Genomic DNA, 15,554 nt, shown 5'->3' with positions numbered 1-15,554 from the left:
TTGGTTGTCAATATTGTCCATTCAATTTGTCAATTATTTAAACCGATCCATGAAGTATTTTTTACTTATTCTCTACAGTTTTCTAAGTTATTTTTCCTGTTATAGTCAGGCTCCGACCAATCCTTCGAGCAATCCGATTTTTAACGAAAATCAGAAAGAAGGATCCTACCTTACGTTCAGTGTTACAAATGGTAATGGTACCCGCCGATTGGTTGTGGCAAAAAAAGGAAGTCCGGTTACAGCAATCCCTCAGAATGGAATAAGTTATCTGGCCAGTGATCAGTTTGGTCAGGGGTTTGAGCTGGCTACCGGAGAGTTTATAGTTTATGCAAATACAGGAGCCTCAATTACTGTTAGAAATCTCGAACCTTCTACAGATTATCATTTTGCAGTTTTCGAATACAATCTTGTTTCAGGCATTCCGGCATATCTGGTTAGTTCATTTCTTGCAACAAGTACCAGATCCGCATCTCCTCCGGCAACGCAGGCGTCGCAGTTGGTTTTTTCGAATGTTTCGGGAAACAGAGTCCGACTATCCTGGACGAATGGCAGTGGAAGAGGAAGGATGGTGGTAGCCAGAGAGGGCGCACCGGTAAATTCGATACCCACCGATTTAATAAGTTATTCAGCAAGTTCCACTTTTGGATCCGGAACAGAAATTGGTACTGGTCAATATGTTGTTTATAAAAGCAACACCAGCTTTGTTGATGTTTCCAACCTAAGAACCGGTTCGACCTATTATTTTGCAATTTTCGAATATAACGGGAATTCTCAACCGGTGTTTCTAAGTCCAACTACAGCAATTGGATCAATTACAACCGCTGACCGACCAACTTCGCCTGCCACTAATTTGCAGGTAACATCTACAGATGGAAACCGGATGCGGTTAACATGGACGATAGGTTCGGGCCGCGAACGAATTTTAGTAGCCAGAAAAAATGAACCGGTAGCAGGATTGCCACAAGACCTGGTTTCTTATACAGCTAATACTCAATTCGGGCAGGGCATGGAACTATTGCCTGGGGAATTTGTTCTCTATAAGGGAACAGGCAATCAGACAGATGTGTTGAATCTGGAGGCAAATTCAAACTATCACTATGCGTTGTTTGAATATGATTTAAATCAGGCCGGACAACCACAGTATCTTACCGCCACCTATCCGGTGGTTGTAGGAACTACAGTTGCAGTTCCTTCCGTTCAGGCAAGCAATCTGACGGTTAATACAGTAACTGCAAATTCTATTCAACTGAGCTGGGCAAATGGCAATGGCTCGCGGCGATTGTTGATAGGAAGGCTTGGAGCTCCGATAACCGTGTTTCCCGAGGAGTATCGAACATATAGTTCTTCCACCACTTATGGAAATGGGGCATTAATTCAGACAGATAACTATGTTTTATATTGGTCTAATGGAAGTACTGCTACTATTACCGGATTACAGCAGGGTGGTGAATATCATTTTGCCTTATTTGAATCGAATGGATTAAATGGTCCCGTTTATCAAACTAATAATCCGGCAAGGGCTAGTGCAGCAACCTCATCCAGACCAACAATACCTGCAAGCAATTTAACATTTACCTCCATAGAAGGGAATAGTATGCGGATTTCCTTCAACAGAGGTGATGGGGCAGGTCGTATCATCCTTGCAAGAACAGGTTCTGCAGTAACGGCACAACCGGCCGACGGTGTGATCTATTCCGCCAATCAAAATTTTGGTCAGGGGGATGAGATCGCACCTGGACAATTTGTTTTGTATAGTGGTTCTGCAAATTCAGTTGATATTCAAAATTTGTTGCCTGCTAACAACTATTATTTCTCTGTATTTGAATACTCGGGCAGTGGTTCGAATCGGCAATACCTGCTTAGCTCTTTCTTAAGTGGCAACAGATCAACTGTTGGTAGTCCGACTGTTTCCACTTCAAATTTGCAGGTTTCAGCCGAAACAAATAATGCAATTTCCCTTCAATGGACAAATGGAAATGGTTCCAGAAGGGTGATGGTAATAAAAGCAGGAAGTCCGGTTGATGCTGTACCGGTTGATTTGATTTATTATAGTTCATCTAATAATCCGGCAACGGGTACTGATCTGGGAAATGGAAATTATGTCGTTTATAATGGAAGCTCCACGAATATTACCATCAATGGGCTTAGTTCCGGAACACTCTATCATTTTGCTGTTTTTGAGTCGAATGGTAACCTGGCACCAGTATATAAACTCACAGATCCTGCTGTTGTTTCCGGAGCCACTTCAGGCAGACCTACAATTCCCAGCTCCAATCTTCAGTTCACACAAGTGGAGCCAAATTCGGTTCAGCTTAGTTGGAATTCAGGAAATGGCAACCGGCGTATGGTTGTTGCGAAAGAGAATACTGAGGTAACTTTTCTGCCAACAGATGCAGTTTCCTATTTGCACAATGCAATTTTTGGGCAGGGAGATGAAGTTGTATCCAATGAATTTATAGTTTATGATGGCACCTCAAATTCCGTTCAGGTGGAAGGTCTGGAACCTGGGAAAAGCTATCATTTTGCTGTATTTGAATATACGGGAACAGGAGCAACCATTGCCTATTTGACAAGCACATTTGGTACCGGGAATTTTCAAACCCTACCCCGACCAGAACAACCGGCGCAAAATATTCTGTTTAGTAATATAAGTGCAAGTTCTGCAACAGTTAACTGGACATCTGGAAATGGAGCCAGAAGTCTGGTGGTGGTTCGTGCGAATGAACCGGTCGGTTTTGTACCGGTGGATTATACCACTTATCTGGTAAGTTCGGTCTATGGGCAAAGAGCAGTTAGTCCGGATCAATTTGGTGTATTTCAGGGTGCTGGAAATGCTGTTTCTATCACCGGACTGGAAGAAGGAGTTCAGTATTATGTTTCGGTGTTTGAATTGAATGGAACAAGCGCGCCAGTGTATTTAACTACAGCTGCTCCTTCGGCCAGTTTTACTACAACCGGGGCTCCGGCTATTCCGGCGAGTAATCCGGCCTGGTCTGTTTTATCAAATAGTTCCATCCGCCTGCATTGGACCAATGGAAATGGGCAAAGAAGGGTTGTAATCGGGAAGCAGGATATTCCTGTAAATGCATTTCCGGTGAATGGTCAAACCTATTTAGGCAATCCGGCATTTGGTTCAGGCCCTTCTCTGGGGAATGGAAACTTTATATTATATGCAGGTACTGAAAATGAAGTGGTATTAACAAATCTGGATGGTACAAAAGATTACCATTTTCAGATTATAGAGTATAATCAGTTTGGCAGTACCAATACATTGTATCAAACCAATTCTACAGCGAGCTTACTCTTACCTGCCAATTCCATTTTACCGGTAACCTGGGTTGATTTTACTGGTAGAATAGAAATGGGGCAGGTGCAATTGCAGTGGAAAACAAGTTTGGAAGTTTCGAACAGCCATTTTGAGGTTGAATGGAGTGCCAATGGCCACCATTATCAAAGGGCTGGCATTGTAAATGCAGGAAGGCAGGGTAATGGTTTAAATAGCTACAACTGGACAGGTCCCATTGCACAGCCAACCACCTGGTACCGGATAAAACAGGTGGATGAGGATGGTAAGTTCAGTTATTCTTCGGTGTTGATGATTCGCTCGAAGGAGGAAAAGTCGATTCGCATTTTACAAAATCCGGTTAGGCAGCTATTGCGAATCTGGGTGGCTGAGCTATATCTTGGCGCATCTCTGCAACTTGTAAATGTTAGCGGAGTTGTAGTATACTCAGGTAAGATTAATTCCCAATCGCTGCAAATTCCACGGTATTCTTGGGTTCCCGGCATCTATTACCTGACTGTGAGTACAAGCACAGGACGCCAGGTCAGTATGCCGGTGCTGTTTGAATAGTTGGCGCAAAACCGGGACTAGATCCCGGTTTTTATTTTCATTTTAATATGTATTACATAATACATATTTTTAAAAAATGAATTACTGGCTTTTTTTCTTCTTTTTCTGCTTGTCAGGTTCTGTAACTGCCCAGCTTCAGCTAGCTGATTGTTTCGCTGATCATATGATATTGCAAAGGAGCAAACCAAATCCTGTATGGGGAAAGGGTAATCCGAAAGCAGAGATACTGCTTGAATTTGGGAATGTTAAAATCGAAACAAAGGTACAGGAAGACTCCACCTGGAGACTTGTTTTACCAGCATTGAATGTGAATACCAAACCTCAAAAAATAATACTACAATCTGGTAATGAAATGATTTCCCGACAGAATATTCTAATTGGTGATGTGTGGTTATGCACCGGACAATCCAATATGGAATGGGCCTTTTCACGGGACGAATTTGCGAAAGATGAAAAAGCAACTACGAATCAACCCCTGATTCGGTTATATAATACCAGCTTTGCAGGTAAGTATATTTATGGGGTTCCCTATACGGACTCTATTTTAATGCGATTGCAGGTTGACTCCTTTTATTCCGGTTCATGGATGGTTTGTACAGATCAAACTGTACAGGATATGTCTGCCATCGCCTATTATTTTGCAAAAGAAATAGTTACAAACACAGGGGTACCCATTGGAATTATAAATTTGGCAGTCGGAGGTGCTCCAATTGAAACGTTTATAGATAAAGCGGCCATTGCATCTCATCCGGATTTTAAACAAAAACTGGAAGGGAATTGGTTGTATAATCCTGCATTACCAGAATGGATCAGGGAAAGAGGTCGACAGAATCTGGAAAAACGGCTATCTTCTCCAAGTTCTGAAAATTTCGGTCCAAACCATGCTTATAAACCAGGATTTGCTTTTGAAGCGGCCATTCCACGGTTTTCAAAATTACCTATCGCCGGAGTTTTATTTTACCAGGGCGAAAGCAATTCACTTGAAGAAAATCGTGTTTTCGAGTATGGGTCACTGATGCAGTTGCTGGTGAAGAATTATAGAGATTGCTGGAAGAATTCCAAATTGCCATTTTACTGGGTACAATTATCCTCCATAGACACATTGAATTATGCAGCAAGATATTGGCCTGTTTTCAGAAACCTGCAGCGGGAGTTGCTTGATTCCATTCCATACAGCGGAATGGCTGTTACAAGTGATATCGGAAATCCCAGAGATGTTCATCCGCGAAACAAAAGAGCAGTTGGTAAACGACTGTCTGCGTGGGCTCTGAATCAGCTCTATGGGAAAAAATCAATTGTTGCATCGGGTCCGTTGTTGCATTCAGTCTGTATTAGGGGAAAGAAGTTGATTATACGGTTTGATTATACTGCCGGTCGTCTGCAAGCGAGCGACGGATTAAATCTGCGAGGCTTTTCCTTAGATGGAAAAACAGAAAGTCCGGCTATTCTTCGAAAGAAAAAAGTTATAATGAATTTTAGCCAATTACCTACAGCTGTTTATTATGGATGGGCACCCTATTCAACCGGAAATCTCATAAATAAAGCCGGTCTGCCTGCTTCTACATTTAAAAAACAAATCAGAATGCAATGAAACCAGTGTTTTTGTTTTCAATATTATTAATTGCAACTACAGTTGGAGCCCAGCAACCTTCTTTGCTTCCAATGCCTTCAGAAATACAATGGAAAGAGGGAAAACTGCTAATCAAAAGCATCCGGTCCATTCAGATTCAGGATACCAGCCTATTGCAACTTGCCAATCAGTTAAAAGAGCATATGAAGGGGTTGGGTGCTAATCCCGCTATACAAATTGGAAAACCAACTAACGGCCTTTCAATTCAACTTCAAAAGCAGCAACAGGTTAATAAAGTTAATTCAACGGAGGGGTATCAATTATCTGTTTCTGTTCAGGGCATTAAACTGACTTCAGTTGCAGACACAGGAATTTATTATGGAATACAAACGCTGAAACAGTTAATGAACACTGATCTAAGCTTCCAGGCGGCTGAAATTTTTGATCAGCCTGCCTTTTCCTGGAGAGGTTATATGGTGGATGTGGGACGAAATTACCAATCAATAGAATTGCTGAAGGCGCAGATAGATCGCATGGCACAATACAAACTGAACACATTTCATTTTCATGTAACGGAAGATATTGCCTGGCGATTGGAGGTGGAAGGGTTTCCGGAACTGACTGCAGATTCCACCATGCTGCGCGATGTTGGCATGTATTATTCGATCGCAGAAATAAAGGAACTAATGCGGTATTGTGAAGCCCGATATATCCGGTTTGTTATGGAAATTGATATGCCCGGACACAGTGCAGCATTTGAGCGGGCAACAGGGGTCTCCATGCAGAGTGAAAAAGGGACAGAATTGGTTAAAAAAATATTGGGAAGTGTTGCAAAAACCTATTCACCCAATTACCTGCATATTGGTGGTGATGAAGTTAAAATTACCCATACTAAATTCCTGCCGGAAATCACCCGTTTTCTGGATTCATTGGGAATTCAGCATCTGGGCTGGAGTCCGGGTGGTAATATTCCAACATCCACCATTCATCAGTTGTGGATGACCGATGCGCCAATAGAGAAAGGGAAACAATACCTTGATTCCCGGCATCTTTATTTAAATCATATGGATCCACATGAAGCTGTGGTTACCATTTTTCATCGACAGATTGGCGACCGGATTTCAGCAGATGGCACTATGTTGGGCGGAATTATCTGTGTATGGAACGATCGTCGCCTGGTCAACGAAAACTACCATCTATTATTAAATGGAGTTTATCCTGCTATGTTAGCATTTGCAGAGAGAAGCTGGAGAGGAGGGGGATTGGAAAAATGGACAACAGTTATTGGGGCAAAAGCTTCAGATGAGTTCAACGCATTTGAAAATTTTGAGAAAAGACTGATGGCGCATAAAGGAAAATATTTCTCCAGAGATGTTTTTCCTTATTGGGCACAATCGGGCTATCAATGGAAACTTTTTGGACCATATACGAATGAAGGTGAAATCGGTCGTGGTTTTGAACCGGAATCCACCGGATTTATAAACAGTAATCCGAAACCTTCAGTAGAAGCAGTTGGTGGAACAATTATACTTCGACATTGGTGGGCTCCGGTTATTACCGGCCACATCAAAGTACCTATGGAAAACACTACCTGGTATGCCGCTTCCCGTATTTATGCAAGCAACGCAGGGTATCGAAACTGCTGGATCGGCTTTTCTAATTATTCACGTTCGATGAATACCAGGGCTCCTGCCATTGGAGCCTGGGATGAACGGGGATCAAAGATCTGGATTAACCACAAAATTATTGAACCACCTCATTGGAAAAGAGCCGGCAAATCTGTTTCGGCCGAAACGCCCCTTACAGATGAGGATTATTATTATCGTCAGCCGAGCCCTATCTATTTTAAAAAAGGTTGGAATGATGTGCTCATTAAATTGCCGGTGGGTTCGTTCAAAGGAACGGATTGGCAGAATCCGGTAAAATGGATGTTTAGTTTTATGGTGCTGGATTAGTTATTTGATTCGAACCGGAATTCCACTTACCATCAACACAACCTCTATTGCTTTTTTTGCGAGGTATTGGTTTGCCCATCCCTGAAGATCGGCAAATTTTCTACCCATTTCTGTATCTGCGTGAAGCCCCATACCAATTTCATTAGTAACAATTAAATAGGTAGAATTACTATTAGCCAGGTTGTCTGCTTCAGTTTTAAAATCGATTAAGGATTTGTTTATGTCCTGCTGCTTACCGAGGAAGATATTTGTTAACCATAGTGTCACGCAGTCGATTACACAGGTATTGGTTGGTAATTGCACACTGGATGGGAATAATTCTTCTTCGCGGTTATGCCAGCGATTGTCCCGATCTGCCTGGTGAGTTTTTATCCGTTGGTTGAATTCATCATCCCATTTTCTTGCCGTTGCCAAATAAACCGGATTTGCTTCAATACGAAGTGCTCTTTCCTGCGCATAGGAAGATTTACCACTTCGGGTGCCTCCGGTAATCAGGATGATCATGCAGCTTAGCTTTTAAATTCAAGAAAACAATAATCCTGGTGAATGGTTTTCCCGCTTATCTGGGGTTGTATGCGTTTTTTGAAGAGTGGACAAAAGGTAACCAGTGTATGAAATTCTCCGTTTTCTCCGCATGCATCTATACCAATTGCTTCCAATTCCTCTACCAGATCCGAGTTGAGTATTCTTCCGAGCCAGGTTGGTCCCATGGAAGATTGACAGCTGACTATCATTGTTTCAAATCCTGCCGCCAGCATTTCCATTACCAATTCCTTACGATTCCGTTGCCATAGGGGAAGTTGTGCCTGTAAACCGGCTTGCTGACATACTTTTTCTTCCCATTCGCGATGTGGTTCCAGATCAATATCACCAAAAATTACCTGCGAAATAGCATATTCTGCTTTTAAATATTGGAGCGATTTTATGAAGTTGGCTTCATACGCATTCCAGGTACTTGGAACCGCATGTAGCGGTATAGAAAGTGCATCTGCCTGTTGTTTAAGAATACCGAGAGGCAGACCGTGGCTGCGGCTGACGCGGCCATTTTCATTCATCATATTTAGCAGGGCCTTTGGAGCATAGCCACCTGAAATTGAAAGGAAAAGTGCAAAAGCACTGTCCTTGCCTCCGCTCCAGCTGCTGAGACAATTCATTGAATGCATCAGGTTTTGAATTAATGAATGGTTTGAACGGTGTTGGATTGCCTGAATGCCAGGTGACTGATCCCAAATAACAGGCAGGCATAAACGCTGGTGCCTAAAAGAAAGTTGAATGCATAGGGAAATCCCTGCCAGTAACATTGTAAAAGTCCGGACAGATCACGGCTAAGTGGTTGCATCGTACGAAGATCGGTGCCTCCACCTGCCCACACAAGGAAGTCAGCAACCATCCAGAACAACAGGGATGATCCGATGCTGCTCATGGCAATTTTTGAAATGCCGGGTTTGGAAAGAAAGTATTGTCCGATTAAAGTAATTACAATATAAATACAGTATATCCAGTACCATCCTTGATACATCAGGCCATATTGACCTTTATAAATTAGCATATTGATCAGGAGATCGCCGATGAATACAATCAGCAGGGGAAATAAATAGGCTTTCCACCAGGGTTTGAAATAGGATCCGGCAAATAATGCCATGGCTCCCACAGGAGTGAAATTAGCGAGAGCGGATTTTGTTGCTTCCATCGGTAAGCGCATCAGTGCAACAACGGAAATGAGCAAAAGCAAAAAGGCAAATGAAGGCTGTTTTTTTGGTGTTGACATAACTGTTTGTTTTTGACTTTTCACCCGAAAGTCGGTTACTAAAATTGAACTGGCAGGTCTTCTGACTTGCTTCCTTGTTCAGGGCCTTCCCATCTGCCTTCGCTAGAGCTATGGCGGACAGTGGCTGCAGGACTGAACAATTGGCTGGAAGCTTACAGCTACGGGGATAGTCCCGGATTTACACCGGGTTCCCTTTTAATCAGCCTGTTGGTAGCAGGCTGAACCAATTACATCTCAAATATAGGGTGATTTCAGAGAGGCCCATCATTTCTTCGTAATTTTCAAAATAGAAACTAAGCCATGATCTCACTAAATAACATATCCATAAAAGGCCTTATCAACATAAAGTGGTTATTTGTTTTTTCCGGCATACTTCTACTTTTAACACTGGTTCAGGATTATCTTGGCACTGTTTTTCAGGGTGGTGCCTATTATCCTGCGGAGTCCGTTTTATTCAGCAGCTTTTGGATCTTATTCATTCCTTTGTTGGTTCTTCAATTGCAGGTATTGGTTGGGTTGAAAAGGAATAACCTGTTGAAAATTTTGCTTGGAGTCACTGGACCGGTTTTTCTTCATTTGATTTTATTTTCCGTTTTAATCTGGATGGTATCCGGGTTGTTTTATGAACATCAATTCGAAATAAGGCAGACGCTTTGGTTCACCATTACAGAATATCTCTATGTATTATTGGCAGTATACAGTATTCCGGTAATTTGGAGCAGGCGGAGGAAACCGATGGTGGATTTTAAGGAGGCACCAAAGACTATGTTGTCATCCGCCCAAATTTCACACCTCCTGCTTACGGATGGAGCCAGAAAAATTCCTGTTCCGGTGCAGGAGATTTTGTATATGGAAGCGAGTTCACCCTATATTCAAATTTATCTTGACCAGAAAAAATACCTTCATAAGGGAACTCTTAAAAGTATAGAAGAACAATTGGATCCTGCTCAGTTTATCCGCGTACATAAATCCTTTATTGTTAATCTGAAAGCGATACGATTTTATACATCCCGACAGAATGGAGATTATGATCTGACCCTGATGAATACTGCAGTGGTGCGACTGAGCCGAAATTATGTGACAGCTTTTCGGAAGGCTTATGGCACTGGTACTCAGGATAGCCTAATTTCCACACAGGATACCTGATTCTGTTTGGAAAACGAACCCGTGAGGGAGTAGTTTGCTGAAAATTGGTAAACTATGATGACTATAACTCAATGCCGCTTTTTACTTTTTGTATTACTATTTGGTCCTGTTATACTGGCCACAACTTTCTCCTGTAAGGGGCAATCAACAGGCGAACCTGTAACGGCAAATGGGCAGGTGGGTGGAAATTGCGAAGGATGTGAATTATTTTTTGCAGGAATGCCTGAACAGATAAATTCGGTGGATACCAGTGAGGGATGGCGCAACGCAAAACAACCATTACTGATTACAGGAACTGTATTTGAACTCAACGGGGTAGATCCGGCATCCGGTGTTCTTATTTATTATTGGCAGACGGATGAACAGGGCCTTTATTCCAGGGGGCCGGGTCTGCCTGCAGATGCCCAACAACATGGGCGAATCCGTGGCTGGGTAAAATCCGACGAAAAGGGCAGATATTCTATTTATACCAATCGTCCGGCTGCCTATCCCAATGATCAATTACCTGCTCATATACATTTATTTATTCTTGAACCGGGCAGTAAGTTGCCCTATTATGTGGATGATCTGGTATTTGATGATGACCCTCTTTTGATCCCACATACAAAAAAATATCCCATGGAAAACAGGGGAGGCAGTGGAGTGTTGCGAGTATTGCTGGATGGAAAAGTACAGGTGGCAGTACACGATATCATACTGGGATTAAATATCCCGAATTATCCGAAAAAAATGACGAACGCAGTTGTATCGGGATTGTCGATAGGTGAAGACCAGCCATCTTTTATACCTTATCATGCATATGGACCGGATAGGGGCAGCAGGGCATGTCCGGTTTGTAAGTATGGGCGATATCATGGGTTGATATTGTTTGTGGGTAACCGGCCTGATTGGGCTGCCATCCGCCAATGGCTTGTATTTATGGAAAAGGAATCAACATCCCGGCAACAGTATCTGAAAGGATATTTTGTATATGCTAATGAGCAGGGGTATTCGAAAAAAAACAGAGAAAAGGAATTGGTGAAACTTGGTGAGGAATTGGGAATAAAAAGAGTTGCACTTACGTTTGTTCCATCAGTTGATGATTTTGAAACGGAAATGAAACTGAATAAGATTGATGCCAGTTTGGAATCTACCCTGATTTTGTACCGGCATCGCAGAATTGTTGCTAAGTTTATTAACCTCCAACCCGGTACAATGAATTTTGAACTCATATCAGATTTGTTGGATAAAACAAGAGGAGATTATTTTGAGCTTCCTGAGCCTGCACACCAGTAAATACATTCTAAATGAGTTAATATAAAAATGTTCCTGTATTGGCAGAATTATACGTTGGGTTATCGGGATGTAAAACCTCCTGTTTCAACTCTTTAATTGCATATCCATCAATAACTGGCTGATTAATATAAATATAAGTAGAGGATACTATTCCATCATTGTCATAAAGCTTTTGAACGATGCGTGTCGGGAGTTTTTTCATATTTGACAGAACCGGGTAATTATAGATTTGATAGAGCGGCGATAGGCTTGTGGAAATGAAAACCCATGGTAGAAAGTCGCAGGAATCGGAATAGGATTCAATACTATTTTCAAGCTTTAAACGCCCAAGTTTGTCAAATCCCTGAATTTTTATCAGCTCTTTGTTATTGTATTGATAAATGGCTTCCTGAATAAGTGTTTCCCCTGCTTCATTGATCTGGTTATATTGCATTTTTGCCAGAAGTCCGTTTGACTGGTATTGGAATTTAAGTTCATAACCATTGGTTAATGGAATGTCTTTATAACGGTTCCGAATACCTGAAATTTGTCCGCTTGTTGAATAATTATAACTATTGGTATATAAAGAAGATTCCTGAGCATGTTGTACCATTCGGCCGTTTTCCCAGACGAAGCTGGTTAGTTCCCTTCTTTGGCCGGACCTGTCTGATCTTTCTTTAATGGTGCTGTCTGGATTGTAAGAAAAATCAGATTTCGTTCCTTCCTCCCATTGAATTGATTTGAGGAGGTATTGTTGTCTTGTTGGAAATACAGGTTCATCTGGTTCATCGCGCTTACAGGAAAGATTTAACAGACTTAAAAGGGCTGCAATTGTTAAAAGAGCAAAGCTGATTTTATTTTTTTTCATAATAGACTTATAAACATTAAGGATAAAGGCCTACTGGTTAGTAGGAGAATTCTGCTGATATTGAACTATTGCTTTGTGGTGAATCCGGATAAGTGGTTTTTATTTCCAGTGATTTTACTGTAGAACTATCCAGTGTGAGAATGTTTTCCAGCATAAACTGGCTGGTAATAGTTCCATTTAAATCGTATCCGGTTTGTCGGATATAAGCCGGGAACCTATTCATCTTTTGAAGAACAGGATAATTATAAAGAGAAAAATTAATTTGGATACCCGGATAGATAAATACCCATGGAAGCAGCTTGCAGGGAGGGGAATACGATTCAATCTGGTAGATCAGTCGCAGGTTCCCATCCTGGTCAAAATTCTCTATTTGATATAAATCCTGATTGGCATCATACAGGTACTTTGATCGGCCAGTTAAGGATTTGACTCCTTCATATAATTCAAAATAGTGTAATTCATCTACATGTCCCGATGGCAGGTAGTCAAATTCAAGCTCCGTTCTGTTTGGATTGTTGTTTTTTAGCCGGTGAATGATTTTCGTTATTTGATTTGCCGGGTTATAAATGTATTCATTGGTTGCGATATCTATTTCGTTGAAATGTTCGATCATCCGACCGTCCTTCCAGATAAAATGGATCGATTGATTACTGGAATTTGTAACATCTTTTCGTAATTGAAGGGAGCTGTCCGGGTGGTATTCAAAATTGGTAATCATTCCATTTTCCCAGTTAATGGAGCGCAAAAGCTTATCCTGGCTGGTTTTATCCGGTTGGGGGTATGGCTGGGTTGGGTGCTGTTTTTGGCAGCTTAGGAATATAACCAGACCTGAAATAAAGCTGATTAGGGTTGTTTTTTTCATGAGAAAATGCTGGTTTGAACCCTTGACAGGTGATAAGTGCAGACTGTTGCTGTGGTGGTTTGAAATGCCGGATTGAATGGTTTAAATGAAAAATGGGCAGGTTGAGCAGTGAGGGGTCTGTGAGTTGCTCATGGTAAAAGCGGTAAAAGGCTTAATTTGTAGCTCATTTAATTGTGAACCAACAAGATCGATCGAAAATGAAAAAATTTGTTCAGTATGTGAGTGTTATGGGATGGCTGGTTGCAACAGGCATTGCTGCATCTGCCCAGGATCATATAACAGTAAAATCGGCTGCTCCTCAGATTGAGGGTCGCTGGGATTTGACGGTAATAGAAAATGGGGTACCGAAACCATCCTGGCTGGAGATCAATCATTCGGGCCATAAGCGGCTGGTTGGACATTTTGTAGGAATGGGTGGAAGTGCCCGTCCGGTTTCACAGGTGTTTTTTGTTGATGGTAAGTTGAGTTTCAGTTTACCACCACAGTGGGAAGCGGAGGATAATGACCAGCAATTTGAAGCAGTTTTGGCCGATGGAAAGTTAACGGGAACAATGGTAGAGGCAAATGGAAAGATATGGCCATTTACCGGGGTTAAGGCGCCTGCTTTGCGTCCGACAAAGACGCCAGTTTGGGGGAAGCCGGTAGCCTTATTTAATGGTAAAAATCTGGATGGCTGGAAGCCAATGGGTACGAATAACCAGTGGGTAGTGGAAAATGGCGTGTTGAAGAGTCCGAAATCTGGTGTTAATCTGGCTACTGCACAGAAGTTTAGAGATTTTAAATTGCATGTAGAATTCCGTTGTCCAACTGGAAGTAATAGTGGGGTTTATCTGCGTGGAAGGTACGAGGTTCAGATTGAGGACAGTTATGGAAAGGATCCGGCGAAAGATTTACTGGGTGCGATTTATGGTTTTATATCTCCGGTAGAGATGGCAGCGAAGCCGGCGGGAGAGTGGCAGAGTTATGATATTACGCTGGTTGGCCGATATGTAACAGTTTTTTTGAACGGTAAGCAGATTGTATATTATCAGGAGATTCCGGGAATAACCGGTGGTGCCATTGACAGTAAGGAAGGTGAACCAGGTCCTTTGTATTTCCAGGGTGACCATGGTCCGATTGAATTCCGCAATATTACGATTACCCCTGCTCTTTAGGTGTCAGACAGGTGTTAGAACGTTGTTAGAGAGGTGTCAGACAGGTGTTAGAACAAAGTTCTAACACCTGTCTGACACCTCTTGATTTTAATAACTCATCTCATCGAGTTTTACCTTTCCTTTGAAGGTCCAGAAGACGAAAGCGGTATAGGTAGCAACCAGGGGAGTGCCGATTAGTGCAATGATCAATAAGGTTTTCATTGTTTGCCGGGAAGACGCAGCATTTTGGATGGTGATGCTGTTAGCCGGATTATTGCTGGCATATAAAAGATTTGGAAAAACTTCGACAGCTACTGCAACCAATAAGGAGGCAATGGTGATAGAAGAAAATACAAAAGCCAACCGATAATTACCTCTTTTTAATTGTCGCGGTATACTTGCAATTGCGAGGATCATGATAACCGGAAAAATAAAATATTGGGGATTACTGCGAATTTTATCACTTAGATGAGGAATATACAAGAGCGTGTAGAGGGTGGTCAGCGAAAAAGCAACCAGAAAGAATATCGTAAAGTTTTTGGCCAGTACCGTAAGCTTCACATATAACCGGTTTTCTGTTTTCATGGCAAGATAAATTGCCCCATGCATCATAAACAAAGCGAGGGTTGTCATGGCAACCAAAAAGGAAAACAGGTTGAAAAAGGAAAGCATTGTTCCAGTGAACTCTTTCTCTTCATTAAGAGGTAATCCCAGCGCAATATTCCCCAGCATTAAACCAAGCGACAGTGTAACCACAACACATGCAAAAGTGTAAACAATATCCCAGGTGAGTCGCCAGATTTTACCTGGTTCCTTACTTCGGAATTCAATTGCCACAGCCCGCCAGATCAAGCCGATCAGAAATATCATAACGGGGAGATAAAATGCAGAAAAAACCGCAGCATAGGCTATTGGAAAACCGGCAAATAATGCGCCACCTGCTATAACCAGCCAAACCTCATTTCCATCCCAAACAGGACCTATGGCATTCAAAGCAATGCGACGGCTCTCTTCTTTTTTCAAAAAAAGATGTAATGCACCAGCACCAAGGTCAAATCCATCAAGTATGGCGTAACCACTGATAACTCCTCCAAAAACAAGAAACCACCAGGTAGTATAATCTATTCCAAGAAACATGGTAATTG

The 15,554-nt window shown here is 42.0% G+C and carries 12 protein-coding genes and 1 riboswitch; of the genes, 6 read left to right on the top strand and 6 right to left on the bottom strand.

What is annotated here, in order from left to right; all coding sequences use genetic code 11:
• Positions 1–49 precede the first annotated feature (49 nt).
• The 3 genes from B2746_RS18685 to B2746_RS18675 all read left to right on the top strand — a co-directional run bounded on the left by B2746_RS18685 (position 50) and on the right by B2746_RS18675 (position 7,378).
• The gene (locus B2746_RS18685) at positions 50–3,853 is read left to right on the top strand and encodes a fibronectin type III domain-containing protein (RefSeq protein ID WP_290797315.1); all 3,804 of its coding nucleotides are present in this window, start codon (positions 50–52) and stop codon (positions 3,851–3,853) included.
• A gap of 163 nt (positions 3,854–4,016) precedes the next feature.
• Positions 4,017–5,444 (top strand): sialate O-acetylesterase, encoded by a 1,428-nt coding sequence (locus B2746_RS18680; RefSeq protein ID WP_290797312.1) that lies wholly within the window; start codon positions 4,017–4,019, stop codon positions 5,442–5,444.
• Entirely contained in the window at positions 5,441–7,378 is a 1,938-nt protein-coding gene (locus tag B2746_RS18675; RefSeq protein ID WP_290797309.1) for a family 20 glycosylhydrolase, read from the top strand. Before B2746_RS18680 ends, B2746_RS18675 begins: the two co-directional genes overlap by 4 nt.
• Here B2746_RS18675 and B2746_RS18670 read toward each other — a convergent pair whose 3' ends face one another.
• The 3 genes from B2746_RS18670 to B2746_RS18660 are packed head-to-tail and all read right to left on the bottom strand — an operon-like array spanning position 7,379 to position 9,146.
• Complete coding sequence (locus tag B2746_RS18670) at positions 7,379–7,882, bottom strand: bifunctional adenosylcobinamide kinase/adenosylcobinamide-phosphate guanylyltransferase (protein ID WP_290797301.1); 504 nt, start codon at positions 7,880–7,882, stop codon at positions 7,379–7,381.
• A gap of 5 nt (positions 7,883–7,887) precedes the next feature.
• On the bottom strand, positions 7,888–8,541 hold the full coding sequence (locus B2746_RS18665) for a diphthine--ammonia ligase (protein ID WP_290797296.1): 654 nt from the start codon (positions 8,539–8,541) through the stop codon (positions 7,888–7,890).
• 11 nt (positions 8,542–8,552) lie between these two features.
• Entirely contained in the window at positions 8,553–9,146 is a 594-nt protein-coding gene (locus B2746_RS18660) for a DUF6580 family putative transport protein (RefSeq protein WP_290797293.1), read from the bottom strand.
• Between the two features lie 34 nt (positions 9,147–9,180).
• A riboswitch (cobalamin riboswitch) is annotated at positions 9,181–9,389 on the bottom strand.
• Positions 9,390–9,446: 57 nt separating this feature from the next.
• Between B2746_RS18660 and B2746_RS18655 the strand changes: the two genes are divergently transcribed.
• Together B2746_RS18655 and B2746_RS18650 are read left to right on the top strand one after the other, a co-directional pair.
• On the top strand, positions 9,447–10,292 hold the full coding sequence (locus tag B2746_RS18655; RefSeq protein WP_290797289.1) for a LytR/AlgR family response regulator transcription factor: 846 nt from the start codon (positions 9,447–9,449) through the stop codon (positions 10,290–10,292).
• A gap of 54 nt (positions 10,293–10,346) precedes the next feature.
• Positions 10,347–11,567 (top strand): hypothetical protein, encoded by a 1,221-nt coding sequence (locus B2746_RS18650; RefSeq protein WP_290797286.1) that lies wholly within the window; start codon positions 10,347–10,349, stop codon positions 11,565–11,567.
• A 16-nt stretch (positions 11,568–11,583) separates the two neighbouring features.
• Here B2746_RS18650 and B2746_RS18645 read toward each other — a convergent pair whose 3' ends face one another.
• Together B2746_RS18645 and B2746_RS18640 are read right to left on the bottom strand one after the other, a co-directional pair.
• Complete coding sequence (locus B2746_RS18645; protein WP_290797283.1) at positions 11,584–12,414, bottom strand: hypothetical protein; 831 nt, start codon at positions 12,412–12,414, stop codon at positions 11,584–11,586.
• Between the two features lie 37 nt (positions 12,415–12,451).
• Positions 12,452–13,276 carry a hypothetical protein gene (locus B2746_RS18640; protein ID WP_290797280.1) on the bottom strand — a complete coding sequence of 275 codons (825 nt, stop codon included), beginning with the start codon at positions 13,274–13,276 and terminating at the stop codon, positions 12,452–12,454.
• A 197-nt stretch (positions 13,277–13,473) separates the two neighbouring features.
• Here B2746_RS18640 and B2746_RS18635 point away from each other — a divergent pair, with 197 nt between their 5' ends.
• A complete protein-coding gene (locus B2746_RS18635; RefSeq protein WP_290797279.1) occupies positions 13,474–14,430 on the top strand; it encodes a 3-keto-disaccharide hydrolase in 957 nt (318 codons plus the stop codon).
• Between the two features lie 87 nt (positions 14,431–14,517).
• Here B2746_RS18635 and cydB read toward each other — a convergent pair whose 3' ends face one another.
• Entirely contained in the window at positions 14,518–15,546 is a 1,029-nt protein-coding gene (cydB, locus tag B2746_RS18630) for a cytochrome d ubiquinol oxidase subunit II (RefSeq protein WP_290797276.1), read from the bottom strand.
• Positions 15,547–15,554 lie beyond the last annotated feature (8 nt).

Origin of the sequence: Flavihumibacter sp. UBA7668, assembly GCF_002483205.1 — a bacterium.
In the GTDB taxonomy this organism is placed as follows: Bacteria; Bacteroidota; Bacteroidia; order Chitinophagales; family Chitinophagaceae; genus Flavihumibacter.
This window is presented reverse-complemented; position numbering and strand designations above follow the sequence as displayed.

Excerpts from the sequence above, each read along its gene's own strand:
- B2746_RS18680 (WP_290797312.1), top strand. The coding sequence starts at position 4,017 with ATGATATTGCAAAGGAGCAAACCAAATCCTGTATGGGGAAAGGGTAAT.
- B2746_RS18635 (WP_290797279.1), top strand. The coding sequence starts at position 13,474 with ATGAAAAAATTTGTTCAGTATGTGAGTGTTATGGGATGGCTGGTTGCA.
- B2746_RS18675 (WP_290797309.1), top strand. The coding sequence starts at position 5,441 with ATGAAACCAGTGTTTTTGTTTTCAATATTATTAATTGCAACTACAGTT.
- cydB (WP_290797276.1), bottom strand. The coding sequence starts at position 15,546 with ATGTTTCTTGGAATAGATTATACTACCTGGTGGTTTCTTGTTTTTGGA.
- B2746_RS18650 (WP_290797286.1), top strand. The coding sequence starts at position 10,347 with ATGATGACTATAACTCAATGCCGCTTTTTACTTTTTGTATTACTATTT.
- B2746_RS18685 (WP_290797315.1), top strand. The coding sequence starts at position 50 with ATGAAGTATTTTTTACTTATTCTCTACAGTTTTCTAAGTTATTTTTCC.
- B2746_RS18645 (WP_290797283.1), bottom strand. The coding sequence starts at position 12,414 with ATGAAAAAAAATAAAATCAGCTTTGCTCTTTTAACAATTGCAGCCCTT.
- B2746_RS18665 (WP_290797296.1), bottom strand. The coding sequence starts at position 8,541 with ATGCATTCAATGAATTGTCTCAGCAGCTGGAGCGGAGGCAAGGACAGT.
- B2746_RS18655 (WP_290797289.1), top strand. The coding sequence starts at position 9,447 with ATGATCTCACTAAATAACATATCCATAAAAGGCCTTATCAACATAAAG.
- B2746_RS18660 (WP_290797293.1), bottom strand. The coding sequence starts at position 9,146 with ATGTCAACACCAAAAAAACAGCCTTCATTTGCCTTTTTGCTTTTGCTC.
- B2746_RS18670 (WP_290797301.1), bottom strand. The coding sequence starts at position 7,882 with ATGATCATCCTGATTACCGGAGGCACCCGAAGTGGTAAATCTTCCTAT.
- B2746_RS18640 (WP_290797280.1), bottom strand. The coding sequence starts at position 13,276 with ATGAAAAAAACAACCCTAATCAGCTTTATTTCAGGTCTGGTTATATTC.